The 24,571-nt window shown below is 66.4% G+C and carries 22 protein-coding genes and 2 pseudogenes; 11 read left to right on the top strand and 13 right to left on the bottom strand.

Translation table 11 applies throughout. From position 1 onward, the window contains the following. Window positions 1-41 precede the first annotated feature (41 nt). The 7 genes from AAFP35_RS14725 to AAFP35_RS14695 all read left to right on the top strand — a co-directional run bounded on the left by AAFP35_RS14725 (window position 42) and on the right by AAFP35_RS14695 (window position 7,273). Window positions 42-863, top strand: coding sequence for an enoyl-CoA hydratase/isomerase family protein (locus tag AAFP35_RS14725; protein WP_419222374.1), 822 nt, complete (start codon window positions 42-44; stop codon window positions 861-863). Window positions 864-934: 71 nt separating this feature from the next. Beyond that, window positions 935-1,738: an enoyl-CoA hydratase/isomerase family protein gene (locus AAFP35_RS14720; RefSeq protein WP_419222373.1), complete on the top strand. Its 804-nt coding sequence runs from the start codon at window positions 935-937 to the stop codon at window positions 1,736-1,738. Continuing rightward, entirely contained in the window at window positions 1,735-2,556 is an 822-nt protein-coding gene (locus tag AAFP35_RS14715) for an enoyl-CoA hydratase/isomerase family protein (RefSeq protein WP_419222372.1), read from the top strand. The genes AAFP35_RS14720 and AAFP35_RS14715 overlap by 4 nt, the downstream gene beginning before the upstream one ends. Then, window positions 2,556-4,076: a class I adenylate-forming enzyme family protein gene (locus AAFP35_RS14710; protein WP_419222371.1), complete on the top strand. Its 1,521-nt coding sequence runs from the start codon at window positions 2,556-2,558 to the stop codon at window positions 4,074-4,076. Before AAFP35_RS14715 ends, AAFP35_RS14710 begins: the two co-directional genes overlap by 1 nt. Continuing rightward, entirely contained in the window at window positions 4,069-5,691 is a 1,623-nt protein-coding gene (locus AAFP35_RS14705; RefSeq protein ID WP_419222370.1) for a class I adenylate-forming enzyme family protein, read from the top strand. Before AAFP35_RS14710 ends, AAFP35_RS14705 begins: the two co-directional genes overlap by 8 nt. After that, window positions 5,691-6,818, top strand: coding sequence for an NDMA-dependent alcohol dehydrogenase (locus tag AAFP35_RS14700; protein ID WP_419222369.1), 1,128 nt, complete (start codon window positions 5,691-5,693; stop codon window positions 6,816-6,818). Before AAFP35_RS14705 ends, AAFP35_RS14700 begins: the two co-directional genes overlap by 1 nt. Window positions 6,819-6,823: 5 nt before the next feature. Then, window positions 6,824-7,273 carry a PaaI family thioesterase gene (locus AAFP35_RS14695; RefSeq protein WP_419222368.1) on the top strand — a complete coding sequence of 150 codons (450 nt, stop codon included), beginning with the start codon at window positions 6,824-6,826 and terminating at the stop codon, window positions 7,271-7,273. Here AAFP35_RS14695 and AAFP35_RS14690 read toward each other — a convergent pair whose 3' ends face one another. From AAFP35_RS14690 to AAFP35_RS14675, 4 genes are read right to left on the bottom strand one after another with little or no spacing between them, the layout of a single operon-like run. Then, on the bottom strand, window positions 7,274-8,467 hold the full coding sequence (locus AAFP35_RS14690) for an acyl-CoA dehydrogenase family protein (RefSeq protein WP_419222367.1): 1,194 nt from the start codon (window positions 8,465-8,467) through the stop codon (window positions 7,274-7,276). Between the two features lie 19 nt (window positions 8,468-8,486). Further along, complete coding sequence (locus AAFP35_RS14685; RefSeq protein ID WP_419222366.1) at window positions 8,487-9,698, bottom strand: acetyl-CoA C-acetyltransferase; 1,212 nt, start codon at window positions 9,696-9,698, stop codon at window positions 8,487-8,489. 44 nt (window positions 9,699-9,742) lie between these two features. Continuing rightward, a complete protein-coding gene (fabG, locus tag AAFP35_RS14680) occupies window positions 9,743-10,483 on the bottom strand; it encodes a 3-oxoacyl-ACP reductase FabG (RefSeq protein ID WP_419222365.1) in 741 nt (246 codons plus the stop codon). Window positions 10,484-10,516: 33 nt separating this feature from the next. Continuing rightward, a complete protein-coding gene (locus tag AAFP35_RS14675; RefSeq protein ID WP_419222364.1) occupies window positions 10,517-11,713 on the bottom strand; it encodes an acyl-CoA dehydrogenase family protein in 1,197 nt (398 codons plus the stop codon). A 157-nt stretch (window positions 11,714-11,870) separates the two neighbouring features. Between AAFP35_RS14675 and AAFP35_RS14670 the strand changes: the two genes are divergently transcribed. After that, window positions 11,871-12,692, top strand: coding sequence for a mycofactocin-coupled SDR family oxidoreductase (locus AAFP35_RS14670; protein WP_419222363.1), 822 nt, complete (start codon window positions 11,871-11,873; stop codon window positions 12,690-12,692). A gap of 60 nt (window positions 12,693-12,752) precedes the next feature. On the opposite strand, the pseudogene AAFP35_RS14665 reads toward AAFP35_RS14670, so the two are convergent. Next, window positions 12,753-13,895, bottom strand: a pseudogene (locus AAFP35_RS14665) (phosphotransferase family protein). Between the two features lie 196 nt (window positions 13,896-14,091). On the opposite strand from AAFP35_RS14665, the gene AAFP35_RS14660 reads away from it, so the two are divergent. Further along, window positions 14,092-15,018 (top strand): LLM class F420-dependent oxidoreductase, encoded by a 927-nt coding sequence (locus AAFP35_RS14660; RefSeq protein ID WP_419222362.1) that lies wholly within the window; start codon window positions 14,092-14,094, stop codon window positions 15,016-15,018. Window positions 15,019-15,072: 54 nt separating this feature from the next. Here the strand turns inward: AAFP35_RS14660 and AAFP35_RS14655 are convergent, their stop codons facing one another. Together AAFP35_RS14655 and AAFP35_RS14650 are read right to left on the bottom strand one after the other, a co-directional pair. Then, window positions 15,073-15,555, bottom strand: a complete 483-nt coding sequence (locus AAFP35_RS14655) for a nuclear transport factor 2 family protein (RefSeq protein WP_419222361.1) — start codon at window positions 15,553-15,555, stop codon at window positions 15,073-15,075. A gap of 65 nt (window positions 15,556-15,620) precedes the next feature. After that, window positions 15,621-16,424: pseudogene (locus AAFP35_RS14650) on the bottom strand (cytochrome P450); the annotation flags it as partial. Window positions 16,425-16,597: 173 nt separating this feature from the next. Between AAFP35_RS14650 and AAFP35_RS14645 the strand changes: the two are divergent. Further along, the gene (locus AAFP35_RS14645) at window positions 16,598-17,257 is read left to right on the top strand and encodes a TetR/AcrR family transcriptional regulator (RefSeq protein WP_419222360.1); all 660 of its coding nucleotides are present in this window, start codon (window positions 16,598-16,600) and stop codon (window positions 17,255-17,257) included. 235 nt (window positions 17,258-17,492) lie between these two features. Here AAFP35_RS14645 and AAFP35_RS14640 read toward each other — a convergent pair whose 3' ends face one another. From AAFP35_RS14640 to AAFP35_RS14630, 3 genes are read right to left on the bottom strand one after another with little or no spacing between them, the layout of a single operon-like run. Then, complete coding sequence (locus tag AAFP35_RS14640; RefSeq protein ID WP_419222506.1) at window positions 17,493-18,302, bottom strand: adenylate/guanylate cyclase domain-containing protein; 810 nt, start codon at window positions 18,300-18,302, stop codon at window positions 17,493-17,495. A gap of 34 nt (window positions 18,303-18,336) precedes the next feature. Continuing rightward, window positions 18,337-19,482, bottom strand: coding sequence for a DUF475 domain-containing protein (locus tag AAFP35_RS14635; RefSeq protein WP_419222359.1), 1,146 nt, complete (start codon window positions 19,480-19,482; stop codon window positions 18,337-18,339). Further along, the gene (locus AAFP35_RS14630) at window positions 19,479-19,817 is read right to left on the bottom strand and encodes a hypothetical protein (RefSeq protein ID WP_419222505.1); all 339 of its coding nucleotides are present in this window, start codon (window positions 19,815-19,817) and stop codon (window positions 19,479-19,481) included. Before AAFP35_RS14630 ends, AAFP35_RS14635 begins: the two co-directional genes overlap by 4 nt. A gap of 178 nt (window positions 19,818-19,995) precedes the next feature. Here AAFP35_RS14630 and AAFP35_RS14625 point away from each other — a divergent pair, with 178 nt between their 5' ends. After that, window positions 19,996-20,340 carry an RNA polymerase-binding protein RbpA gene (locus AAFP35_RS14625; RefSeq protein ID WP_419222358.1) on the top strand — a complete coding sequence of 115 codons (345 nt, stop codon included), beginning with the start codon at window positions 19,996-19,998 and terminating at the stop codon, window positions 20,338-20,340. A 117-nt stretch (window positions 20,341-20,457) separates the two neighbouring features. On the opposite strand, the gene AAFP35_RS14620 is transcribed toward AAFP35_RS14625, so the two are convergent. The 3 genes from AAFP35_RS14620 to AAFP35_RS14610 form a co-directional block, all read right to left on the bottom strand. Continuing rightward, complete coding sequence (locus AAFP35_RS14620; RefSeq protein ID WP_419222357.1) at window positions 20,458-21,264, bottom strand: polyprenol monophosphomannose synthase; 807 nt, start codon at window positions 21,262-21,264, stop codon at window positions 20,458-20,460. Next, window positions 21,251-22,864 carry an apolipoprotein N-acyltransferase gene (gene lnt / locus AAFP35_RS14615; protein ID WP_419222504.1) on the bottom strand — a complete coding sequence of 538 codons (1,614 nt, stop codon included), beginning with the start codon at window positions 22,862-22,864 and terminating at the stop codon, window positions 21,251-21,253. Before lnt ends, AAFP35_RS14620 begins: the two co-directional genes overlap by 14 nt. Before the next feature lie 68 nt (window positions 22,865-22,932). Then, window positions 22,933-24,558: an amidohydrolase gene (locus AAFP35_RS14610; protein WP_419222356.1), complete on the bottom strand. Its 1,626-nt coding sequence runs from the start codon at window positions 24,556-24,558 to the stop codon at window positions 22,933-22,935. Between the last annotated feature and the right edge of the window lie 13 nt (window positions 24,559-24,571).

The raw sequence follows: 24,571 nt of genomic DNA, 5'->3' as shown, positions 1-24,571 counted from the left end.
GTATAGGTAACAGTATCCCTCGGGAAGGTGTGGTTTCAACGGTGACCGATGACGGCGGCTCGACAGACCGGACAGGCGAGGTCCGGGCGGTGCGGCACGGGACGACGCTGCAGCTGATCCTGGACCGTCCCACCGCGCGCAACGCGATGAGCCCGGCCATGGTCGAAACGATGATCGGTGAGCTGACAGCGGCCGCAAGTGATGACTCGCTCCGAGCGATCCACATCACCGGCAACGGCTCGAACTTCTGTGGCGGCGCCGACTGGGTGGCGACCAACAGTGGCGACCGTCAGCGGCCGCGCACCGGAGACCTCGTCCGCCGAATCCCGCACGCAGCGCATCGCATCATCGAACTGGTCCATGACATCCACCTGCCGGTGGTCTGCTCTGTCCGGGGTTGGGCCGTCGGGCTCGGCTGCAATCTCGCTCTGGCCGCGGACTTCACCGTGGCCGCCGACGACGCGGTCTTCTGGGAGCCGTTCGTCGCTCGTGGATTCAGCCCCGACTCCGGTTCCACCTGGCTGCTGCCCCGTCTGGTCGGCGTCGCGCGGGCGCGCAAGATGCTTCTGCTGGGCGACAAGGTCGGCGGCGCCGAAGCCGAGGACTGGGGTCTCATCCACCAGTCCGTCGCGGACGATGACCTCGACTCGGTCGCCGACGCACTGATCGATCGCCTGGCCGGCGGTCCGACCGTTGCGCTCGGCTTCGCCAAGGACGCGATCAATCACAGTCAGGGATCGACGCTCACCGAAGCGATGAACACCGAGCTTCGTGCGTTGGAAATCTCCTGCCGCACAGCAGATTTCAAAGAAGGCCTGGCCGCCTTCCGAGAGCGCAGGACACCCGAGTTCCGCGGGCGATGACCGCCCGCCGACCATCGACCGAATCACCGCCGCGCGATCGCTCCCGGCACCACGACGAAGGGAAAATGCACATGTCGTTCGACACCATCAAGTATGAGGTCGACGGGCACACCGCCACGATCACCCTGAACCGACCCGATGCGCTCAACGCGCTGAGTCCGCACATGATCACCGAACTCCGTAGCGCGTACGACGCGGCGGAGAACGACGACCAGGTCTGGACGCTCATCGTCACGGCGAGTGGTCGTGCATTCTGTACGGGCGCCGACGTCAAGGAGATCCCGGGCGACGGCAAGGTGGTCAACGAGCGGCCTTACCTGTCGACCTACGCGCAGTGGGAGGCGCCGCAGGAGGGCACACCGCCCTTCCGAACCATGGCGAAGCCAGTGATCGTGGCGATCAACGGGATCTGCTGCGGAGCCGGGCTGGACTGGGTCACCACAGGTGACATCATCATCGCCTCGGAGAAGGCCACCTTCTTCGATCCCCACGTCAGCATCGGGCTCGTGGCAGGCCGGGAAGTGGTGCGGCTCGCGCGGGTACTCCCCCGGTCGGTGGCACTACGGATGGCACTCATGGGTAAACACGAGCGGATGAACGCCACCCGAGCCCTGGAACTCGGGATGATCAGCGAGGTGGTCGAACACGACCAGCTCGTCGAGCGTGCGCACGAGATCGCCGATATCGTCAACTCCAACGCACCACTCGCCGTCCGCGGCACCCGGCTGGCCATTCTCAAGGGCCTCGACCTTCCGCTGCACGAGGCCGAGATGCTCGCCGAATCGTTCCGGGAACGGGTGACTCGCACCGAGGACGCCCTCGAAGGACCGCGTGCGTTCGTGGAGAAGCGGGCGCCGCAGTGGCAGTGTCGATGAGCGGCACAGACGCCGACGGCGTCGACTTCGAGACCATCCTCCTCGAGGTCGACGAGGACGCCCACGTCGCCACCATCACCCTGAATCGTCCGGACCGCCTCAACACCTTCAACCGCACGATGTGCCAGGAGATGCAGCGCGCATGGCATCTCGTCAAGTTCGACGAACGGGTGAGCGCCGTCGTGCTCCGGGCCGCCGGCGAACGGGCCTTCAGCGCGGGACTCGATGTGAAGGGCTCCTACGGGCAGCCCGACAACGTCTGGAATCACGAGGATCCGGGTGAGCTGCTCAGCCCGAAATGGCAAAAGATGTGGAAACCGGTCGTCTGTGCGGTGCAGGGCATGTGTACCGCCGGTGCGCTCTACTTCGTCAACGAGTCCGACGTGGTGATCTGTTCGACCGCGGCGACGTTCTTCGATTCCCACGTGACCGCGGGCCTGGTCTCCGCTCTCGAACCGGTCGGCCTGATGCGCCGCGCCGGACTGGGCGAGACACTGCGAATCGCGTTGATGGGCAACGACGAACGGGTGGGCGCGGAGACCGCACTGCGCATCGGGATCGTCTCGGAGATCACCGCACCGGACGAACTCTGGGACCGGGCGCACGAGATCGCGACAACCATCGCCGCCAAACCCCCGACCGCCACCCAGGGCACGGTGAAGGCGATCTGGGAGTCGCTCGACAAGCCTTACCGGGCGGCGATGGATCAAGGACTGATCTACACCCGGCTCGGCAATCCGATCGCGAAGACTGAACTCACCGTCCCGGCGCCGGGTACCGGCGCACCGCGACCACCGACAACCCCGAGGATCCGCTGATGAACGAGCCCGGCCTCATAGAGACCGCCACCGCGCATCGCCTCACCCGGCGCATCGCATCCGTCCTGACCCTTGACCGCGATGCGGATGCAATCGAGTACGACGGTCGGTGGACCACCTGGGGCCAGATCAGCGATCTGGCCGACCGTGTCAACACCCTCTGCGTGCAACACAGCGCCGGAGCCGCGCCCAGAGTCGGTATCCTGCTGCGCAACCGGCCGGTCCATGTCGCCGCCTTCCTCGGCGTACTACTCGCCGGCGGCTGTGTGGTGGTGATCAACCCGTCGCGCGGTGACGCACGCACCCGGTCCGACATCGCCGCTCTCGAGCTGCCCATCATCGTCGGCGAGGCCGAGGACCTGGCGAAGCTGGTCGATCCGCGGCCTCCGACCACGACGATCACGATCTCCGACGTCACCGCGGAGCCCGAGGTGGCGCCGGCGAGCGGGCCATCGGTCGACGGTGGCGGCGCTCGGCCGGGCGTGGCCATCCTCATGCTCACCAGTGGCACGACCGGGCCGCCCAAGCGGGTGGAGCTCACCTACGACATGCTCGCGCACAGCGTGCTCGGACCCGAGTCCGCCGACGACGACGCGCCCACGAAACTGAGCTCCGGGGTCGCGATCGTCAACGCCCCCTTGGTCCACATCGGTGGCGTGTTCCGGACCCTGCAGTGCGTCGTCGCCGCCCGGCCCTATGTGTTGCTCCCGAGGTTTGACCTGGAATCGTGGGCCGACGCTGTGCGGCGCTTCCGCCCCCGAGCAGTGTCGCTCGTCCCGACCGCAGTACGCATGGTGTTGCATTCCGACCTGACCCGGGACGATCTCTCGAGCATTCGCGCCGTCACCTCGGGCACGGCGCCCTTGTCGGCCGAGGACGCCGACGCCTTCGCCGAGAAGTTCGGCATCCCGGTCCTCACCTCCTATGCGGCAACCGAATTCGGTGGTGGCGTGGCGGGATGGAATCTTGCCGACCACCGCGAGTTCTGGTCGCGCAAGCGCGGCAGCGTCGGGCGGGCGAACCCGGGATCGCAGTTACGGACCGTCGCGGACGACGGATCGGTCCTCGGGCCGAACGAGGCGGGACTGCTCGAGGTCAGGCCCGGACAACTCGGCCGATCCGCGGACTGGATTCGGACCACCGATCTCGCGCGCATCGATGACGACGGTTTCCTGTGGATTCTGGGTCGTGCCGATCAGGCGATCATCCGCGGTGGCTTCAAGATCATCCCGGAGGATGTGCGCACCGCGCTGGAAAGCCACCCTTCGGTGGAAGGTGCGTCAGTGGTCGGACGTCCGGACGACCGGCTGGGCGCGACCCCCGTCGCGATGGTCGAACTCCGCACGGGTGAGACGGTATCCGAGGCCGAGCTGGTGAACCATCTGACCGATCGGCTGGCGCGGTATGAGATACCCACCGCGATCATGGTCGTCGATGCGATTCCCCGCACACCGTCCGGAAAAGCCGATCTGACCGCGGTGCGAAAACTCCTCGTGGAGGGAGAGCACCGCCATGGCTGACGATGCCACGCGCACGATCGCGTCACTGTTGCGGGAACGTGCCCGCGAGACTCCCGACAAGCTGATGGTCATCGATCCGGCGGTCCGGGTGACCTATCGCGAACTCGACCTGTCCACCAGAGCGCTCGGCGCCGCGTTCGTGGAGGCCGGCATCGGTCCGGGTAGCCGAGTCGGGCTGATCATGCCCAACAGCTCCCGTTGGGTCCAGATCGCCCTCGCGCTGACCCGGATCGGCGCCGTGCTCGTACCGTTCAGCACGCTCCTCGCCCCCCGAGAACTCCGGGCCCAGCTCGAGGTCTCGTCCGTCTCGCATCTCATCACGACCGAGGAGTTCCGCGGGCATCGATACCTCGACGACCTTGCCGCCGCTCTCGATCGCGGCGTGCTCGAACCGGGTGAACTCATCGAACCGGGACTTCCTGCGCTGCGTCGGATCTGGACGGTCGACGAGGTTCTCGGCACGAACCATTCACCTGACACCGAGCCAGTGGTCGACGCGCTGTCCGAATCGGTCACCCCCGGTGACCCCATGGTGATCATCTTCACCTCGGGCAGCAGCGGAATCCCGAAGGGGGTCATCCACTCCCATGGCGGTGCACTCGGCGCGGTCGGCTCTGGGCTCACCGCCCGGTGTATCGACAGCGACACCCGGCTGTATCTGCCGATGCCGTTCTTCTGGGTGGGTGGTTTCGGTGCCGGCATCCTGTCCGCCCTGTTGGCCGGTGCCACTCTCATCACCGAAGAGATCCCGGTGCCCGAGACGACGTTGGAGCTCCTCGAACGCGAGCGGGTCACCCTGTTCCGCGGCTGGCCGGATCAGGCGGCGGCCCTCGCGCGCCAGTCCGAGACGGTGGGCGCGGATCTGTCCTCGTTGCGAGCGGGTAGCCTCGACGCCTTGCTCCCGGTCGATCAGCGAGCCGAACGCGGCGCCCGGGCGAATCTGTTCGGGATGACTGAGTCGTTCGGTCCCTACAGCGGCTATCCTGCCGACCGGGACATGCCACCGTCCGCGTGGGGCAGCTGCGGGAAACCCTTCGACGGCATGGAGATCCGCATCGCCGATCCGGAGACGGGCGCACCCGTGGCGGTCGGCGGCACCGGCGAGATCCGGCTGCGCGGGCCACACGTTCTGCTCGGAATCTGCCGGCGGCAGCGCGAGGAGGTCTTCACCGCCGACGGTTCCTACCGGACCGGCGATCTCGGTCATCTCGACGAGGACGGATTCCTGTTCTATCACGGCAGGTCCGACGACATGGTCAAGGTCAGCGGAGCGACGGTGTACCCGAGTGAGGTACAGGCGGCGCTGAAGAGCATCGACGGCGTGGACAATGCGTTTGTCACCCATGTCGACGGCGCGACCGGACCGCAGGTGGCGGCCGCGGTGGTGTGTCATCGCGAGGTGAGCGCGGATGACCTCAGGCGTGCGGCCAAAAAGGTGATGAGCTCGTTCAAGGTCCCCACGCTCTGGCTGGTGCTGGACTCCGACGACACGGTCCCCCGCGGGGGTACCGGAAAGGTCGACGCACGCGGTCTGCGAGAGCTCTTCGTCCACGTCGGACCCGAATCCGACAAGAGCGCACCGGCAGCCGCCGGCACACGACAAGCGGAGGCGTGATGAAGACAAAGGGTGCGGTCATCTGGGGCGTTGGGGAGCCGTGGTCGGTGGAGGACATCGAGATCGGCGAACCGCGACGGGGTGAGGTTCTCGTGCGGATGGAGGCGGCCGGACTCTGCCACTCCGACCATCATGTCGTGTCCGGAAACGTCCCTGGCGCGACGTTTCCCATCCTCGGCGGTCATGAAGGTGCCGGGGTCGTCGTCGACGTGGGGCCCGGTGTCGAGGACCTCGCCATCGGGGAATCACGTTGTCATGTCCTTCATCCCTCGTGCGGAAAATGCCGGTCGTGTCAGTCGGGCAATCGCAACCTCTGTGACATGGACGTTCATCTGCTCGGTGGCGCTTCGATCTCCGACGGCTCCTACCGCGTCCACGCGAGGGGCCGCGATGTCCATCCCATGTCGTTGCTGGGCACGTTCGCGCCGTGGGCCGTGGTTCACCAGAGCTCTGTGGTGAAGGTCGATCCGTCGATCTCGTTCGAGGTCGCCTGCCTCGTGGGTTGCGGCGTGACCACCGGGTACGGTGCTGCGGTGCACACCGCGGATGTGCGACCGGGTGACGACGTCGCGGTCATCGGCGCCGGAGGTGTCGGGACCGCAGCACTCCAGGGCGCGTTGCTGTCCGGCGCCCGACGCGTCTTCGTCGTCGATCCGGTCGAATGGAAGCGCACGCAGGCCACGAAATTCGGTGCAACACACACGTACTCGACACTCGAGTCGGCCGCTGACGGCATCGCCGAGGCGACTGCGGGCCGGATGTGCAAGACCGTGATCGTCACCGTGGGCGAATGCGACGGACGCGAAGCCGAGTCCTGGCTGCACCTCACCGCAAAGAACGGAACCTGTGTGATCGCCGGGATGGGCAGTGTCACCGCAAGCGAGGCGATGCTCAACCTCTCGCTGTTGGCGAGGTCCCAGAAGAATCTGCGCGGCAGCATATTCGGCGGGGGTAACCCTCATCTCGACATACCGGAGGCATTGGCACTGTACAAGCTCGGCGATCTGCGGATCGACGACATGGTGACGCGCGAGTATCGTCTCGACCAGATCAACGACGGGTACCGCGACATGATCGAAGGCCGGAACATCCGTGGCGTCATCCGTTTCACGGACGCGGATCGGTGACCGACATGAGCCTCACGACTCCGGAGGACACGACTGCGCACGGCGAAGGGCCCGCCGAATCCGAACTGTTGACGATCCGAGACCTGTTCGCACAGATCGGAATCGGTGATGCCGTCCGCGTCGGCGACGAGTTCGTCGTGGAGCTGCCCGCCGCTCCGCACGTGGTGAATCATCGTGGCGGCATCCAGGGCGGCCTGATCGCGACGCTCATCGACGTGGTGGCCGGGATCCATGCTCTGGAGAGCTGTCCGGCCGATGTCGGCGTGGTGACCTCGGACATGAACATCCGCTACCTGGCACCCATCACCGCGGGTCGTGCCCGCGCCAGTTCCAGGATCATCCACTCCGGGCGGCGCTCGGTGGTCGTCCAGGTCGATGTCCACGGCACGGATCCCGAACGGCTGGCGGTCGTGGCGACCGCCAACTTCGCGAAGACCGCGAAGAGATCTGGATGATCACTCGCGGTATTCGCGGAGCAGCCCTTTGCTGATGATCTGCTTCTGGATCTCGCTGGTGCCTTCGCCGATGAGCAGGAAGGGCGCTTCACGCATGAGGCGTTCGATCTCGAATTCTTTCGAATAGCCATAGCCGCCGTGGATGCGGAAGCTCGCCTGGGTGACCTCGGCGCAGTACTCGCTGCACAGGTACTTGGCCATGCCGGCCGCGACGTCGTTGCGTTCGCCGGAGTCCTTGAGCCGGGCGGCGTTGACCATCATCAGGTGTGCGGCCTCGACCTTGGTCGCCATCTCCGCCAGCGAGAACGCGATCGCCTGGTGTTCGGCGATCGGCTTGCCGAAGGTGGAGCGTTGCTGGGCGTAACGCACCGCGAGTTCGAAGGCACGCTGGGCGACACCGCAGGCGCGCGCGGACACGTTGACCCGCCCCACCTCGACGCCGTCCATCATGTGCGCAAAGCCCTTGCCGGGCTCGCCGCCGAGGATGTCGTCGGCGGACGCGCGGTAGCCGTCGAAGACGAGTTCGGTGGTGTCGATGCCCTTGTAGCCCATCTTGTCGAGCTTGCGCGGGATGGTCAGTCCGGGGAGCACCTCGCCGAATCCGGCAGGTTTCTCGATGAGGAAGGCGGTCAGGTTCTTGTGCGGTTTCTCGTGGCCTTCGTCGGTGCGTACCAAGGCGGCGACGAGTGTGGAACTGGCACCGTTGGTCAGCCACATCTTCTGGCCGCTGATCGAATAGTCGCCGTCGCCGGTGCGTTTGGCGGTCGTCTTGATCGCGGCCACATCGGACCCGAGTTCGGGTTCGGACATGGAGAAAGCGCCACGCACCTCGCCGGTGGCCATCCGCGGCAGGAGACGCCGTTTCTGTTCGTCGGTGCCGTGCTGGCGCAGCATGTAGGCCACGATGAAGTGGGTGTTGATCACCCCCGACACGCTCATCCAGCCGCGGGCGAGTTCCTCCACGCACAGCGCATAGGTCAACAACGACTCACCGAGCCCGCCGTACTCCTCGGGGATCATCAGCCCGAACAGGCCCATCTCGCGCATCCCGTCGACGATCTCGGACGGATAGGCGTCGGCGTGCTCGAGTTCCTGCGCATTCGGGATGATCTGCTTGTCCACGAACCGACGAACATTCGCCACGATCTCGGACTGGATCTCGGTCAACCCCAAGGTCTGCGCCAACTTTGTCATGCCCTACCCGATTCTCTGGTCAACCGACACGCTCGAAGATGGCAGCCAGGCCCTGTCCGCCACCGATACACATTGTCTCCAGCCCGTATCGGGCTTCGCGCCGCTGCAACTCACGCGCAAGTGTCGACAACATCCGACCACCGGTCGCCCCGACCGGATGTCCGAGCGAGATCCCGGAACCGTGGACGTTCGTCCGGTCGAGATCCGAGTCACCGAACTTCCAGGCCTTCATCACCGCGAGCGCCTGGGCCGCAAAAGCTTCGTTGAGTTCGATGAGATCCATGTCGCTCAGCGTCAGGTCGGCCTTCTGCAGGGCGATGTCGGTGGCTGGGACCGGACCGATGCCCATCACGTTCGGCAGCACACCCGAACACCCCCAGGAGACCAGCCGGACCAGCGGCGAGAGGCCGAGCTCGCCCGCCCGCTGCGGCGTGGTGACAACGCACATCGAGGCGGCGTCGTTCTGGCCGCTGGCGTTGCCCGCGGTCACCGTGGCGTCCGGATCATCCTTGGCCAGAATCGGTTTCAGTCGACTCAGGGTTTCAACAGTGGCGTCCGCCCGCGGATGCTCGTCGGTGTCGACGGCATCTGTGCCGTTCCTCGTCGGGACGGCGACGGGAATGATCTCCTCTTCGAGGATTCCGTTCTTCTGCGCGTTCACCGCCCGCTGATGCGAGAGCGCGGCCAGCTCGTCCTGCTCGGCCCGGGAGATCGAGTACTCGCGCCGCAGATTCTCGGCGGTTTCCAGCATCCCGCCGGGCACCGGGTGGAAGCGGCCGCCTGCCGTCGTCCGCCCGCGCGCCAGGCCGTCATGGACCTTGACACCGTTGCGCGCGCCGCCCCAACGCATGTCGGTCGAGTGGAAGACGACGTTGCTCATGCTCTCCGCACCGCCCGCGACGACCAGATCGTTCTGTCCGGTGCCGACCTGCATCGCCGCCTGGATGACCGCCTGCAGACCGGAGCCACACCGACGATCGACCTGCATCCCCGGCACTGTCACCGGTAACCCTGCATCGAGGGCGACCACACGACCGATGGCGGGTGCCTCACTACTCGGATAGCAGTGGCCCAGGATCACATCCTCGACGAGTTCCGGCGCGATTCCGGTTCGTTCCAACAGCCCGGTGAGCGCCGCGACACCGAGATCGACTGCGGTGAGGGACCGAAGTGCCCCACCGTACCGACCGATCGGCGTCCGCACGGGTTCACAGATCACCGCTTCACGCATATTCATCCTCTTTCACTGTCGTGGCCGGGTTCGCTGGTGCGCTGTCACATGAAGCGCCCACCGGTGACCTCCAAGACGGTCCCGGTCATGTATGACGAGTCGTCCGACGCCAGAAACAGTGCGGCACCTGCGATCTCGCGCGGCTCGCCGGCTCGTCCCATCGGGACACCGGCGACCTTCTCCTGCCAGATGCGCTCCGGCATCGCCTCGGTCATGGCCGACCGGATGAGGCCCGGTTGAATGGCGTTGACCCGCACCCCGTGGTGCGCCATCTCCTTGGCGGCAGCCTTCGTCATACCCACGATGCCGGCCTTGGCCGCCGAATAGTTCGTCTGTCCGACCATGCCCACCTTCCCGGAGATCGACGAGATGTTGATGATGGCTCCGGTCTTGTTCTCCCGCATGATCGCAGCCGCTTTTCGCAGTCCGTTCCAGGTGCCCTTCAGATGCACGCCGATCACTTGGTCGAACTGATCCTCGGTCATCGTGCGCATGGTGGCATCACGAGTGATGCCGGCATTGTTGACGACGATGTCGAGTCCACCAAAGGCCTCCTGCGCCGCGTTCAACAGCGCGTCCACCTGGTCGCCGTCGGTGACGTCACATCGCACTGCCAGTGCGACCGCCTCCCCGCCGAGTTCTTTCACCGCGGCCTCGGTGGCGGCGAGATCGAGGTCTCCGAGAACGACGTGCGCTCCCTCTGCGACGAATCGTTCCGCGATGGCGAATCCGAGCCCTTGGGCTCCACCGGTCACCACTGCTGTACGTCCTGCCAATACTCCCATGGGAACTCCTGTCTCGTGCCGTCTGGATCGTCGTCAGTTGTGAACAGGCTGATGGGCCGGGCGCTGCGCCCGTTTGGCGGCCTTCACCACACCCGACCCGATGATCAGTCGTTGGATCTCGCTCGTTCCCTCGTACAAGCGCAGCAGGCGTACCTCGCGATAGATCCGCTCCACCGGTACACCCCGCATATAGCCGGTGCCGCCGTGGATCTGCACGGCGAGATCGGCCACCCGGCCCGCCATTTCGGTGCAGAAGAGCTTGGCCGCCGACGGCGCCAGCCGTCGATCCTCGCCGGACACCCAGGCGCGCGCCGCGTCACGGACCAATGCCCGGCCGGCCATCACCTCGGTCTGCTGGTCGGCGATCATCGCCTGCACGAGCTGAAAGTCGCCGATCACAGTGCCGCCCTGGGTCGCGGCAGCCGCATACGCCACGGATTCGTCGAGTGCCCGCTGCGCCGATCCCACCGCCAGCGCCGCGATGTGCACGCGTCCGCGGGCAAGCGAGATCATCGCCGCCCGGTAGCCGACGTCCTCGGAGCCGCCGACGAGGCCTTCGTCGGCGACGCGGACGTCACTGAACGAGACGTCTGCCGTCCACGCACCCTCCTGCCCCATCTTCGCGTCCTTTACCCCGATCTCGACACCTGGCGTGTCGGCCGGTACCAGGAAAACCGCGATACCCGCGCCATCGCCATCGGCCGGGCGGGTTCTGGCGAACACGATGAACAGGTCGGCGACCGGGGCGTTCGTGATGAATCGCTTCTGGCCGTTGATCACCCAGCCGTCACCCTGACGCACGGCCTTGGTGCGCAGGCCCGCCGGGTTCGATCCCGCGCCCGGCTCGGTCAGCGCGAACGAGGCGACGACGTCGCCGGATGCGATTCCGGCCAGCCACTTCTGCTTCTGTTCGTCGGTACCGAAGTTCACCAGCACCTGCCCGGCGATGCCGTTGTTGGTGCCGAACGTCGAGCGCAACGCCAACGACGTGTAGCCGAACTCCATCGCGAGCTCGACGTCCTGAGCGAGGTCCAGGCCGAGTCCGCCCCACTCCTGGCCGATCGCGTAACCGAAGAGACCCATCTTCTTCGCCTGCTCGCGCAGGTCTTCCGGCACCCGGTCGTCTGCGGCGATCTCCTGTTCGCGAGGCACCACCGCGGTACGGACGAAGTGTTTCGTGTGCGCGAGGATCTCGGCGAAGTCCTCGTTCGTGACCGCTGTGTCTCCCATGTTTTCCGATCCTCTCGTCTCGACGTCCCCGCCGAGCCCAACAACACGTTCGTCCATCTCCGAGCCCGAGCTGAATGATCTATGGTAAGGATTACAGTGACACTTACTACAGTGGCCGGCGGGAGCAGTCAAGCCGGCGCGGGACAGGAGCATGCGCGTGACCGATCGGCTCACCGGAAAAGTTGCATTCATCACGGGCGTCGCACGCGGCCAGGGCCGCGCCCACGCTGTGCAGATGGCCGCAGAGGGTGCCGACATCATCGGCGTCGATCTGGCCGGCCCATTGCCCGATTTCGTCCCCTACGACTCGGCCACACCGGACGACCTGGACGAAACCGTCAAGCTCGTCGAGGCGCAGGGACGCCGAATCCTGACGACGGTCGCCGACACCCGGGACCTGGACGCGCTCGCGGCAGCGGTGAACGACGGCGTCGCCGAACTCGGCCGCCTGGACATCGTGGTCGCCAACGCCGGCATAGCCTCGCCGCAGCCCTGGGATCAGATCACCCTCGACGACTTCCGTGAGCTCCTCGACATCAATGTGACCGGCACCTGGAACGCGGTGATGGCCGGCGCACCCAAGATCATCGAGGGCGGCGAAGGAGGGTCGATCATCCTGATCAGTTCGGCAGCAGGCATCAAGATGCAGCCATTCATGGTCCACTACACCGCCAGCAAGCATGCCGTCACCGGGCTGGCCCGGGGATTCGCCGCCGAGCTGGGCCGACATCGGATCCGCGTCAACAGTGTGCACCCGGGCGCAGTGAACACCGCCATGGGCTCCGGTGACATGGTCGAGAAGATCATGAGTTCGGCGCAGACCTACCCGCAGCTGGCCAACATGGGAACCCCGTTCCTGCCGGACTGGGTTGCCGAGCCCGAGGACATCGCCGATACCGTCGTGTGGCTGGCAAGCGACGCGGCGAAGCGCATCACCGCGGCCGCGATCGCCGTCGACCTCGGCAGCACCCAGTACTGACGACGCACTCCGTCACCGCCGGCTCTCGCACCCGCCGGATGGCCTGTCCCACAAGCACTCCTACGGGTCCGATGCCTCAGGGATGAGTGCGAGGGTACCCAGATCGCGAATGGCGTCGCAGCCCCGTCGAATCATGGCGACGAACATCGCCGTACCGCGAGCGGTCTCCGTGGAGGTGGCAATCGCGATGCACGGGATCTACAGCGCCTGGACCATTCCCAGTCGGTAGTCCTCCCAGCACCGGGCGCGGGAATAGCCGGACACACCGTGACCGATCAGCTCTCGATGGTAATGATCGACCAATCGCCGCTCGAGGGCGCGCCGTACATCCGGCGCGAGACTGGTACCGGTGAAGTACGCCAGGTCGCGAGTGGGCAGACCCAGTCCGAGGGTCTGCCAGTCGACCACTGCCACACGTTCACCGTCCTCGTGGAACAGTAGGTTGTCGAGACGGAAGTCACCGTGCAACAACGTGGCGCGATCAGGTTCGGACAACAGCCAGCTGGTCACGGCTCCCATCGTGGCGGACAGTGTCTCGTGGTCACCCTGGTCGAGTTCGTCGCCGATCCTGTCAAACGCGAGGTCGACACTCATCCTCGCGAAATCCCCGAGGCCGCGGATCGCCTCCTCGTCCCGGAGATTGAACGCAAGTCCTTCGAAATCCCGCCATGACGGATCGTTCCACGTCGGTCCGTGCAAGCCGGCGATGGCCCGGACGGCGAGGACAGCCTCGTCGAATCCGCACCCGGCCAGTTGATCCCCCTGCTGCGCACCGACCTGATCGGCCAGGAGGAGGACGAAGTCGGCTGCGTCTGCGCTGACGTCGACGTGATAGCAGTCCGGAACCGGGACGACCACACGATCCATGACCGATGCGTAGAACGCGCATTCGCTGCGGTAGCCGAACGTCACAGAGCTGCGGACGTTCTCGTCGGCTGCGGGCAGCTTCACCACGAATGTGTCGGGGACACCACCGGATCGCTGAGTGTAGGTCGGGGTGACGCGGAAGGTGGCGCCGACCTGTCCGGTCCCGATCGACTCGACCGCCACCGCACTGACGCGGGCGGTGTGCCCATGCAGTTCGAGGATGCTGGACAACCAGGTCTCGGTCACGTCCCCGGGACCTTGGGGGATCGCGGTCACCGCGGCACTCCTGCATCGTGGGTGCACTGCCCCGGCCCTCGCCTCATCGCGGACTCCCATTCATCAGCGCCTGGTTTGAGAGAACACGCTGAGCAGCGCAACGATAATACATACCGCAAGTAGTTCGGTGGCGAATCACGCGGATGGTGTCGCCGTCACGACCTCTCGCAGTGGATGCGCCGAACATAATGGCAAAACTCTTACCGTAAGGCATACCGTATAAACGGTGACACGCCCGAAGAAGGAGAATGACCCGATGGTAGAGCACCCTCCGATGAGATTCGTCCTGGAGTATCCGAGTGAGTTGCCGGCTGCTTCCGACGATTTTCTCCACCCCCATGTCATCCGCGACATCGTCGCGCAGGCAGAAGAGTCGCGGTTCTCCGGCGTGGCTCTGAGTGAACACCCCGCGCCCTCGCTGAAATGGCGTACCAACGGTGGACACAACACTCTCGATCCCATTGCCGCACTGAGCTTCATGGCGGGTGTGACAAACGAGATCAAACTCGTCACGAACTTGTACGTACTGCCGTTCCACACTCCGTACCTGTCGGCCAAGGCGCTCGGAAGTCTGGACATCATCTCGGGCGGTCGGCTGGTGGCGGGGGTGGGAGCAGGTTACCTACGATCGGAATTCTCCGCAGTCGGAGTCGACTTCGAGTTGCGGGCAGCCCTTTTCGACGAGGCCCTCGCTGCGCTGCGATCGATCTGGACAGACGCCGAGACACCCATCCGCGGCCGCGGTTTCGAGGCGACCGGACCGCTGTGGCTGCAGCGACCGACACAGCGTCCACACCCGCCGATCTGGATCGGCGGCAACAGCCGCGCAGCGATGCGTCGCGTGGTCGAGTACGGCGATGGCTGGATGCCGTTGATCGTGGACAAGTCGATGGCGTCGGCGATCCGCACATCGGCCATCGAGACCCCGGCTCAGTTCTCCGAGGAACTCGTTGTACTTCGGAAGCGGCTGGCCGACGCCGGACGGGACCCCGACTCGATCGACATCCAGGTGGTCTGTCCTCCGACAGATCTCGATGATTCCGCCTCGGTGCGCGCCGCGCGTGAGTTCCTCGACGACCTCGGTGCCAGGGGTGCCACCTGGACGGTGGTCCATGTCGACGGCTCCAGCCCGCAGGCCGCGGTGAACTACATCAAGCGATTCGGCGAGATGTTCATAGGATGATGGCGAAACCGGCCGGAGGGCGCCACCAGCCGGCCGGTTTCGCACCACTGCAGGTCAACTCGTCGGAAGTGATCCGGACCAGTCACCGACGGTGTCCACCCACAACCTGGTCAGGTGCTGGGTCTTGATCTTCCATTCACCGTCGTTCTTCGCATAGGTCTCGTGATAGTGACCGGCGCCGTGCAGGGCTCGGCCCCCCGGATATACCAACCGATCCTCCATCGCCCAGATGCCGGTGGCGGTGCTGTCGGATGTCAGCTCGATCTCGGGTGTGTGGACGTGGTGGACCGTCGCGGCATCGGCCAGCGTGCCCATCACTGCCGGTACGAACACATCGGCGCCCACGATCGCCGGTGCGGTCATCGGGTCGGCGCCTCCGGTCGCCGGCGCCAAGTCGAGTTCCACGACGACGTCGTCGGCGAACAGGGCACGCCACGCCGCCTCGTCCTTGGTGTCCAGGTAGCGGCAGTAGCGAGCCTTCAACAGTTTGATCGCTGCGATCTCTGCCGCGATATCTCTTGTCACCGTTGCGCTCATGCCACTGTGTACTTGATCGGCAGGCGCTTGAGACCACCGACGAATGTCGTGGACGTCAGTTCCGGTTCGATCAGCGCATGCATGCCCCCCGAGATCGTCGAACTGGTGGTGTCGTGGCCGGCGGTGGCGATGAGCGCGTAGTAGGAGACGGTGTCTATGTCACCGAGAGGTTCGCCGTCGATTCGGGCGTTCGCGATCGTTGATGCCATGTCCTCGGTCGGATGTTCTCGACGTTGTGCCGCCATCGCGCTGAAGTACTCGAACATGTCCAGGAGGGCGACCATCTGTTCGTCCGGGCTCGTGCTCCGTTGGAGGTCCGAATCCTGCGATCCGACAAGTTCTTGTGTCAGCCGCAGCATCCGCGGCAGGTCCGATTCCGGTACCCCGAGGAGGGACATGATCACGTAGAGAGGAAAATTGACCGATACCTCCTGGACGAAGTCGCACTCACCACCGGCTTCACTGAGCTTGTCGACATGAATCCTGGCGAGTTCGTCGATTCGCTCTTTCATCGCCTTGAGACGCTTCGGACGAAACCAGTCCAGCGCAACGGCGCGCATGGTCCTGTGCTCGGGTTCGTCCATATGGATGAGCGTCCGGATCTGAGCGGCGGCCTGCAGCTCCTCCTCCTGGGCGGTCATCAGGACCGGCCGGGGAGAGTTGGTGAACAAGTCGTTGGCGCGCTCGACCTGCATGATGTCGGCGTGCTTGGTGACCGCCCAGAAAGGGTTGTAGCCCGGCGTTTCGACGAGGGCCACCGGCGACGATCTCCGGAGCTGCACGAGTGCAGCATGAATCCGGTCATCGTCTGCGTAGGCCGTGGGGTCGGCGACAGTCCGGGCCGCCTCGTCGATGGTGGGTGCGGTCATCGGTGACTCCTCAGTGGTTTCTCACCAGGTCAGGCGACTCTGCCGAATCATATCCAGTTGCGTTTACCGTAAGTCCAACCCCAGTGTTCTTACCAGGAAGTGATGGTCGCCACAAGCCGTCGGAGACCCGCCGCGGATGCGTGCCGCGCAGCGGTCAACTATACGATGCGACCATGGCAAAGCCGTTGATCCCGGCGGACAAGATCTACGAGCACGCCCTGGCGTTGTTGGACGAGGAGGGCGCGACCGCGCTGAGCACGCGTCGCCTTGCAGCAGACCTCAAGATCTCCACCCGCACGCTCTACCAGCAGGTGGGCAACCGCGAGAACCTGATTCACGCGCTGGTGGCCCGACATCTGTCTCGGCTGCGACTCGATTTCCATCAGTACGAGGACTGGGAGTCCACCGCGCTGCACTGGTGTCTCGGTCTGCACGACGCGTTGCGCGCGCACCCCAATCTCACCGAGTTGATGACGATCGATGACGCCGACGCGGTGATGGGGTACGTGAACGAATTGGTCGCTGCCACCCGACGGGAGGGCCTTGAACCCCGATTGGCCGAGGAGTGTTGTCGCGCACTCGTCGTCCTCACGATCAACCACACCATCATGGAGGTCCGCGGCATTCAGAATGCCAACCTTTCCGAGCGCGATCCCGAGTCGACAGACAGGACCGAGGCAAACTTCGTCAGGTCCGTCGGCTGGGTACTCGCCGGAGTCCGAGCCGAGGCCTCGTCGTCCTCGACTGGTACGACGACCGCCAAGCGCGGTTCGAGCAGATCCCGACCTGCCACGAGAACTTTTGACAGACAACAGCGTTCGGTCGAGGCGTGATCGCGTACACCCGTCGACTCCGTGTCGCTCGGACCGGACTTCTACCCAATCGATTCACCCGGCCCGCCTGATCCATTTAGGCTAGCATTGGACGGTCGTGCCACACGAATCGGAGGGCGGAGCGGACTCGAAAGTCCCGGCCGGACGCCTTGGGTTCGGGACGAGGGAATCGCACCATGGCGAGAAGGACGACCCGGCGTAGTCTCGACCCGAGCTCGCCGATCAGTCGCGATGATCAGTTCTCGTAGCGCGGCACCACCGCGAACACCTCGAGTTCGCGCGGCACCCCCTTGGCCCGGAACCGGCGTCGGCGCCGATGATATCTCTCCGGGTCGGCGACGGCGAGGGTCGCGTCGCTGACGAGCAACTCGCCGGGACCGGCGGCCGCGGCCACGCGGGCCGCGATGTTGACGTCCACACCGAGGTAGTCGTCGCCGACCGCACGCGGCGTCCCGGTGTGCAGACCGGCACGCAACTGTGGCCGATGCCCGTCGACGGTCACGGCGCTCACCGCGCAGATCGCCTCGTAGGCGGCCTCGATGGCCTGCGTTCCGTCGACGAACACCGCCATGGCTCCGTCGCCGAGGTGTTTGACGATCCGGCCGCCGCGCGCCGAGACCACCGATTCGGTGACCGTGTTGACCTGCGCGAGCAGGTCGAGCACCTTCTCGTCGCCGACGTCGAGTGCCCACGTGGAGAAACCGACCAGATCGGTGAACAAGATCGTCGCGGTGACCGCGCGGTCGCCGTGCCCGGGGCGACGGGAACGCAACGACTGCCATACCGCCACCGCGCCCAGGCCCAGTTCGCGCACCGCGCTCGGCTGGTCCTGGCGCGCCTCGGCGATGAGACGCGCCAGCCGATCCGACGGCCGCGGGCCCGACACCGCCGGGCGTGCCGGGGGTATCAGTCGGCGCGCTGCTCGGGCCGCCCGCACAGCGCCGTCGCTGGAATCGGTGCGCGCCAGGGCATCCGCCGCTCGCCGCACCATGCCCGGCGCACGTTGCCCGTCAGCAGGGGTGCGTCCGTCGGCCGCCGGTGGCATATCGGGATCGGTCACGGCCTTCCGCCGATCCCGCTCACCGTCGGTCCGCACCGACGGAGGTCGTCGGTGCGCCGGCCGCGTCCTGCTCGCGCCGGTTCGCGCGGATGCTGCTCGCCAAGGCGGCACCGATGAATGCCACACCCACCAGGCCGGTGACGACGTCGTTGATGTGGATGTGCACGCTCAACAGGAGGATCACTGCCAGCGCACCGATCGCCCAGTGGGCGCCGTGCTCGAGGTACCGGTACTGCCCCAGAGTGCCCTGCCGGACGAGGTAGATGGTGATGGACCGGACGAACATGGCGCCGATGAATCCCAGACCGAGCGCGATGATGATCGGGTCCGGGGTGATGGCGAAGGCGCCGATCACGCCGTCGAACGAGAACGACGCGTCGAGGACCTCGAGGTACAGGAAGAGGAAGAAGCCCGCCTTGCCGACGGCCACCGTCGCCGGTTGGGGTCGGGTTGGGCCCAGGTGTGATCCGGGCGCGGGCACCGGCGGCGGCTCGATGCCGGGCTGCTCACTCTGGAAGAGCGAACTGAGCCCGTCGACGATGATGTAGGTGAGCAACCCGAGCAAACCGGCGATCAACACCGTCGCCCGAGTGTCGTCGGGAGCGAGGTACTCGGCCACCACCAGCAGCGCGATCAGGGCCAGCACCACTGCGAGTTGATCCAGGCGTCCGAGGCGCGACAACGGCCGCTCGATCCAGGACAGCCAGGTGAGGTCACGGTTGGCGAGGATGAAATTGAGGAACAGCATCAGCAGGAACATGCCGCCGAACGCAGCGATCTGCGGATGCGCCTCCATCAGGATCGTCTCGTAACTCGGGCTTCCGTCCGGGAAGTAGGCGGCGTCGTCGGCAGGCGGATTCGTCGCGAGTCGGAACGCCTCCACCGGATTGAGTCCACCGGTGATCCAGACGATGGCCAGCGGGAACAGCAGCCGCATGCCGAACACCGCGATGATGACGCCGACGGTGAGGAACATGCGCTGCCAGAACACGCTCATCCGCTCGAGGATCGTGGCGTTGATGACCGCGTTGTCGAACGACAGCGAGACCTCCAGGACACCGAGGATGGCGCACAACGCGAGCCCGGTCCACCCCTGGTAGACGAATGCCGCGACCAACGCGAGGACCGTCACGATGGCCGAGAGCCCGAACACCCGGACGATCACCGCAGTCGCTCGGCTTCCCGTGCCAGGACCAGCAGCTCGCCGCCCAGCGAACTCAGGGTGTCATGATCGGCCCGCTCGGTCACCGCGGTCACCAGGTCCTCTGCGGCACAGCGCAGGGCGAACATCCGGTCGCCGAAGTCCTCCGCCTCGGCTGCCGACAAGATCACCGCATCGGCGGGAATAGAAGTGCCCTGCGTGAGCGCTCTTTGTTCGTAGGCGCGTTGCCGACACGATTGCTTGCAGTACTTCCGGCGGCGACCCAGTTCGGAATCCGAGATGCTACGACCGCACCAGGCGCATGCATAGGGGCGTCGCCGGAGGTCTTCCACGGCTATGACCGTACTAGGTCCACCGTGCGACGTCCGCGCCGCGCGGCGTCCTCGGGCGTTTCGACGGCGGTCCCGGCGAGCACCCCGGTCGGCCGCGTAGAATGGGAGTTGTTCTGTGGGCGAATCGCGTCGCACGCACGCTCCGTCAGATGGCAGCTGAGGAAATGTCGAGAGGAAACAATCAATGGCAGATCGAGTACTTCGGGGTAGCCGCCTCGGTGCGGTGAGCTACGAGACCGATCGCGATCACGACCTCGCACCACGGCGCATCGTCCAGTACCGCACCGACAACGGGGAGATCTTCGACGTCCCGTTCGCCGACGACGCCGAGGTGCCGTCGAAGTGGCCGTGTAAGAACGGCATGGAGGGCACCATCCTCGAGGGCGCCGAGCCCGAGGAGAAGAAGGGTAAACCGCCGCGCACCCACTGGGACATGCTGCTCGAGCGTCGCTCCGAGGAGGAGCTCGAGGTGCTGCTCAACGAGCGCCTGGAGTTGCTCAAGCAGCGTCGTAAGGGTGTGACGAACTGATCGCGCTTGTGACCGACTGATCGTGTCGTAGTCACGACCACACGACCGAGGCCGGGTGAGACATCGTCTCACCCGGCCTCGGCATGTATCGGGATCGTCGGGGGCGCCGGACCCTCGTCAGCGGATGCCGAGTTTCTCGAGCCGACTCTGCAGCCCCCAGCGGGCGACCATCAGGAACGCCTCACCCATCACGCCGCCACTCATCTTGGATTCGCCGATCTCGCGTTCGGTGAACGTGATCGGGACCTCGCGCACGTCGAAGCCGGCGCGCACCGCACGCCAGGCGAGGTCGATCTGGAAGCAGTAGCCCGCGGACTCGACGGACGCGAGGTCGATCTTGTCCAGCACGGTGCGCCGGTAGGCACGGAAACCCGCGGTGATGTCGTGGACCTTGGCTCCGAGCGCAAGGCGTGCATACGTGTTGGCGCCGCGCGAGAGGAACTCGCGACGTTTGGGCCAGTTCACCAGTTGCCCACCCGGCACGTAGCGCGAGCCGATGGCCAGATCCGCTCCGGCGTTGATCGCATCGAGGAGCCTGTGTAGCTGCTCGGGAGCGTGGCTGCCGTCGGCGTCCATCTCGATGATGACCGCGTAGTCACGGTCGAGTCCCCACGCAAAGCCGCGCAGGTACGCCTTGCCGAGGCCGTCCTTCTCGGTACGGTGCACCACCCGGATTCGGTCCGCCGGGTCGTCGGCCGCGAGCCCGTCGGCCACCTCACCGGTGCCGTCGGGGCTCGAATCGTCGACCACCAGCACATGGATACCCGGCAGCGCTGCATGCAGGCGACCGATGATGGTGGGCAGGTTCTCGCGTTCGTTGAACGTGGGGATCACCACCAGGGCACGCTCACCCTGAGGGCCGATGACGGCCTGCAGGTCCGCGCGCGACCGGTCGTTCCCCGAAGTCGGACTACCCAATGCCACCGAGCTCCTTTGCTTGATCCATGGGCGCTGCCTGGCCGTCGGGCTGTGCCAGGTCTGCGGATGCGTGGTCGGTGTCGGTGGGACGAGGACCGCGCGGCCCGACTGAGAACCTAGTATGCCGAGCCAGCGCGAACAAAAGCCCCACCACGGCGACGATCATCGCGATCCACTGCGGCCAGTCCCCCAGCCGTGTCGCCAGCGTCTGCCCGTCGTGCAGCGGCAACCGGCTCGACAGCACGTCCGGGGTGAAGAATCCGCTCTGCGATTCGATCATCCCGTCGGGTTCGATGAGTGCGCTGACCCCGCTCGTCGCGGCCACCACGACCGCGCGACCGTGTTCGACGGCACGCACCTGCGACATCGCGAGTTGCTGGTAGGTCATCTCGGTCCGGCCGAAGGTGGCGTTGTTGGTCGGTACGTAGAGGAACTGGGCACCGTCGCGAACCGCCTGACGGGCGGATCGGTCGAAGGCGATCTCCCAACACGTCGACACACCCACCTGCACGGGCCCGGACCGACCCGGCACGGTGACCGCCCCCGGGCCGCTACCCGGACGGAAGTTGCCCGCCATGTCGGCATACGAGGAGAACATCGAGAAGAAGTCGCGCCAGGGCAGGTATTCGCCGAACGGTTGGATGATGTGCTTGTCGTAGCGATCCACCGGTCCCCGCTCGCCGTCCCAGACGAGCACGGTGTTGGTGGGGCGGCCGTCGGGGTTGGACACCAGCGTGCCGACGAGGATCGGTGCGCCCACGGACACCGAGGCCGCGGTGATCTCCTCGGCGGCGTCGGAGTTGGTCAGCGGCGAGATGTCCGAGGCGTTCTCCGGCCAGGCCACCAGATCCGGCTGCTCGGCCGCGCCGGCGCGGACCGCGTCGGCGAGCGCTTCGGTCTCGCGGACGTGGTTGTCGAGGACCGCGCGTCGTTGCGCGTTGAAGTCCAGGCCGAGGCGCGGCACGTTGCCCTGCACGGCGGCCACCCGTATCGATGACGTCGCCACGTTGCGGTCGACCGTGTCGGGGGTGAGTGCGATGGCGGCGATCGGCCCGACGAGTGCGAGCACCACCGCGAGCGCGGCGCCCCGGACCACGTCACGGTTGTGGTGATCGCGGGTGCGCAGTGCGCGCACCACGATCGTCACCAGCCAGGCGATCGAGGCACCGAGCAGCGCGACCGCCCCGGACAGACCGGGCGCGCCGAGCACCGAGGCCAACGGTAGCAGCGGACCGTCGACCTGGCTGAAAGCCGCTCTACCCCAGGGGAACCCACCGAACGGGAATGCCGAGCGCAACCCTTCGACGGTGATCCAGCAGACGGTGAACCACAGCGGCGGCACCGGAAGCCGCATGGTGAGGACCGCGAAGACGCCGAACAATGCCAGATAGGCCGACGCGGCCACCGCCAGCGCGATCCACGGCAACGGGCCGACGTAGACGCCGATCCACGGCAACAGTGGGATGAAGAAGCCGAGTCCGAACACGAACCCGAGCCACGCGCCGGTGCGTGCGCGCGGACGCCCGGTGCCGAGGACCGCGGCCAACAGGCCGAGCGCGACGACCGCGAGGAACCACAGATTGCGGGGCGGGAACGCCGCCCACATCGCTACACCACCCACGGCGGCGGCACCGGTGCGGATCGCCCAGTCGGCGCCGGGCAGACGCAACGACGTCACACGGCACCGCTGTCGAACAGCACTGCACCCCGGTGCACGGTCCGGACACACCGCGGCAGTCGGGCGCCGGGGGCCACGTCCGGCAAGGCGGGAACGCGTGAACGCGGATCGGTGGACCAGCGCTGCACGCCGGCGTGTGACCCTGCGACCACCAACTCGTCGACGTCGAACACCGCATAGCTCGCCGGTGCACCCGGGACGAGCGTGCCGGTGAGGCCGTCGTTGACCCCGCCCGCGCGCCATCCGCCGCGGGTCGAGGCGGAGAATGCGCCACGTGCCGACAGGGCGTTGCGCGGTTGGTGGTGATGGACGGCGGCACGGATCGTCGCCCACGGATCGATCGGCGTGACCGGCGAGTCCGAGGAGAACGAAAGCACGACGCCCTCTCGCGCCAGCGTGGCGAAATCGTTGAGGGTGGCGGCTCGCTGTGCTCCCAGCCGTTGGGTGTAGAGGTCGTCGGGACCGCCCCACGCCGCGTCGAATGCGGGTTGCATGCTCGCGACGACCCCGCACCGGGCCAGAACCGTCGCTTGCGCGGCGCTGACCATCTCGGCGTGTTCGATCCGATGCACCGCTCGGGCGAGTGCCGGCGTCCCGAGTTCGGCGGACAACTCCTCGAAGGCCGAGACCACCGACGCGGTGGCGGCGTCTCCGATGAGATGGAATCCGGCCTGCACCCCGATCTCGGTACAGGCGCGCAGGTGTGCCAGAACGGTCTCGTGGTCGAGGTAGGCGATGCCGGTCTGTCCGGGATCGTCGTGATACGGCTCGCTCAGCCACGCCGTGTGCGAACCGATGGCGCCGTCGACGAACAGGTCGCCCGCAAGCGCGTCGGCCCGGCTGATGTCGAGCAACTCACGCGCGTGCTCGGCGCTCTGGACCGCCTGCCCCCAGTAACGGCGCACCTCGACCGGATGCTCGAGATCCGCGAGTGCGAGGAAGTCGTCGAGTCCGCTGATGTCGGGCCCGCCGTTCTCGTGGACCATCACCACGCCGCGGGCGGCCGCCTGGTCGAGGGCACGACGTTGCGCGCGGGTGCGCTGGGCGGCACCGACGAGTTGCCGAGCCGCACCGCGGACGAGGTGATGGGCGTCGGCGACCAACGGTTCGTCGGGATGGTGACCGGTTGCCGACTCCAGGTCGGGGACGAGGCGCCGCAGCGCGGTCGAGGCCACCGCCGAGTGCTCGTCGATGCGGGCGAGATACACCGGCAGCGTGCCGACGACCTCGTCGAGCTCAGCGGTCGTCGGGAAACGGCGTTCGTCCGGGTCGGTACCGTGCCACGCCGAGTCGTCCCAGCCCAGACCCCAGATCAGTTCACCGGGTTCGGTCTCGGACACACACGCCGAGATCCGGCGCAGGCAGTCCGAACGACTCACCGTGTCGTGCAGTGTCAGGCCCGACAGCGCGAGCCCGGTGGAGGTGAGATGAACGTGCGAGTCGACGAAGCCGGGCGCGACGAACCGTCCGCCGAGGTCGGTGATCCGGGCGTCCGGGTGCAGTGCCCGTCCGACCTCGTCGCTGCCCACCCAGACGACCGTGCCGTCGGTGACGGCCATGGCCGTGGCGTCGGGTGCGGCCGGTGAATAGACGACTCCGCCGAGGAGCAGTTCGGTTGTCACGATGCTCCAGTGT

This window comes from Gordonia sp. CPCC 206044, from assembly GCF_048537895.1.
Lineage (GTDB): Bacteria > Actinomycetota > Actinomycetes > Mycobacteriales > Mycobacteriaceae > Gordonia.
This window is presented reverse-complemented; position numbering and strand designations above follow the sequence as displayed.

What these genes read in the sequence shown, in the direction of transcription:
- fabG (WP_419222365.1), bottom strand. Translation starts at nt 10,483, where the DNA reads ATGGGAGTATTGGCAGGACGTACAGCAGTGGTGACCGGTGGAGCCCAA.
- AAFP35_RS14710 (WP_419222371.1), top strand. Translation starts at nt 2,556, where the DNA reads ATGAACGAGCCCGGCCTCATAGAGACCGCCACCGCGCATCGCCTCACC.
- AAFP35_RS14660 (WP_419222362.1), top strand. Translation starts at nt 14,092, where the DNA reads ATGGTAGAGCACCCTCCGATGAGATTCGTCCTGGAGTATCCGAGTGAG.
- AAFP35_RS14690 (WP_419222367.1), bottom strand. Translation starts at nt 8,467, where the DNA reads ATGACAAAGTTGGCGCAGACCTTGGGGTTGACCGAGATCCAGTCCGAG.
- lnt (WP_419222504.1), bottom strand. Translation starts at nt 22,864, where the DNA reads ATGTGGGCGGCGTTCCCGCCCCGCAATCTGTGGTTCCTCGCGGTCGTC.
- AAFP35_RS14685 (WP_419222366.1), bottom strand. Translation starts at nt 9,698, where the DNA reads ATGCGTGAAGCGGTGATCTGTGAACCCGTGCGGACGCCGATCGGTCGG.
- AAFP35_RS14700 (WP_419222369.1), top strand. Translation starts at nt 5,691, where the DNA reads ATGAAGACAAAGGGTGCGGTCATCTGGGGCGTTGGGGAGCCGTGGTCG.
- AAFP35_RS14705 (WP_419222370.1), top strand. Translation starts at nt 4,069, where the DNA reads ATGGCTGACGATGCCACGCGCACGATCGCGTCACTGTTGCGGGAACGT.
- AAFP35_RS14720 (WP_419222373.1), top strand. Translation starts at nt 935, where the DNA reads ATGTCGTTCGACACCATCAAGTATGAGGTCGACGGGCACACCGCCACG.
- AAFP35_RS14715 (WP_419222372.1), top strand. Translation starts at nt 1,735, where the DNA reads ATGAGCGGCACAGACGCCGACGGCGTCGACTTCGAGACCATCCTCCTC.
- AAFP35_RS14640 (WP_419222506.1), bottom strand. Translation starts at nt 18,302, where the DNA reads ATGCCACCGGCGGCCGACGGACGCACCCCTGCTGACGGGCAACGTGCG.
- AAFP35_RS14695 (WP_419222368.1), top strand. Translation starts at nt 6,824, where the DNA reads ATGAGCCTCACGACTCCGGAGGACACGACTGCGCACGGCGAAGGGCCC.
- AAFP35_RS14625 (WP_419222358.1), top strand. Translation starts at nt 19,996, where the DNA reads ATGGCAGATCGAGTACTTCGGGGTAGCCGCCTCGGTGCGGTGAGCTAC.
- AAFP35_RS14675 (WP_419222364.1), bottom strand. Translation starts at nt 11,713, where the DNA reads ATGGGAGACACAGCGGTCACGAACGAGGACTTCGCCGAGATCCTCGCG.
- AAFP35_RS14655 (WP_419222361.1), bottom strand. Translation starts at nt 15,555, where the DNA reads ATGAGCGCAACGGTGACAAGAGATATCGCGGCAGAGATCGCAGCGATC.
- AAFP35_RS14645 (WP_419222360.1), top strand. Translation starts at nt 16,598, where the DNA reads ATGGCAAAGCCGTTGATCCCGGCGGACAAGATCTACGAGCACGCCCTG.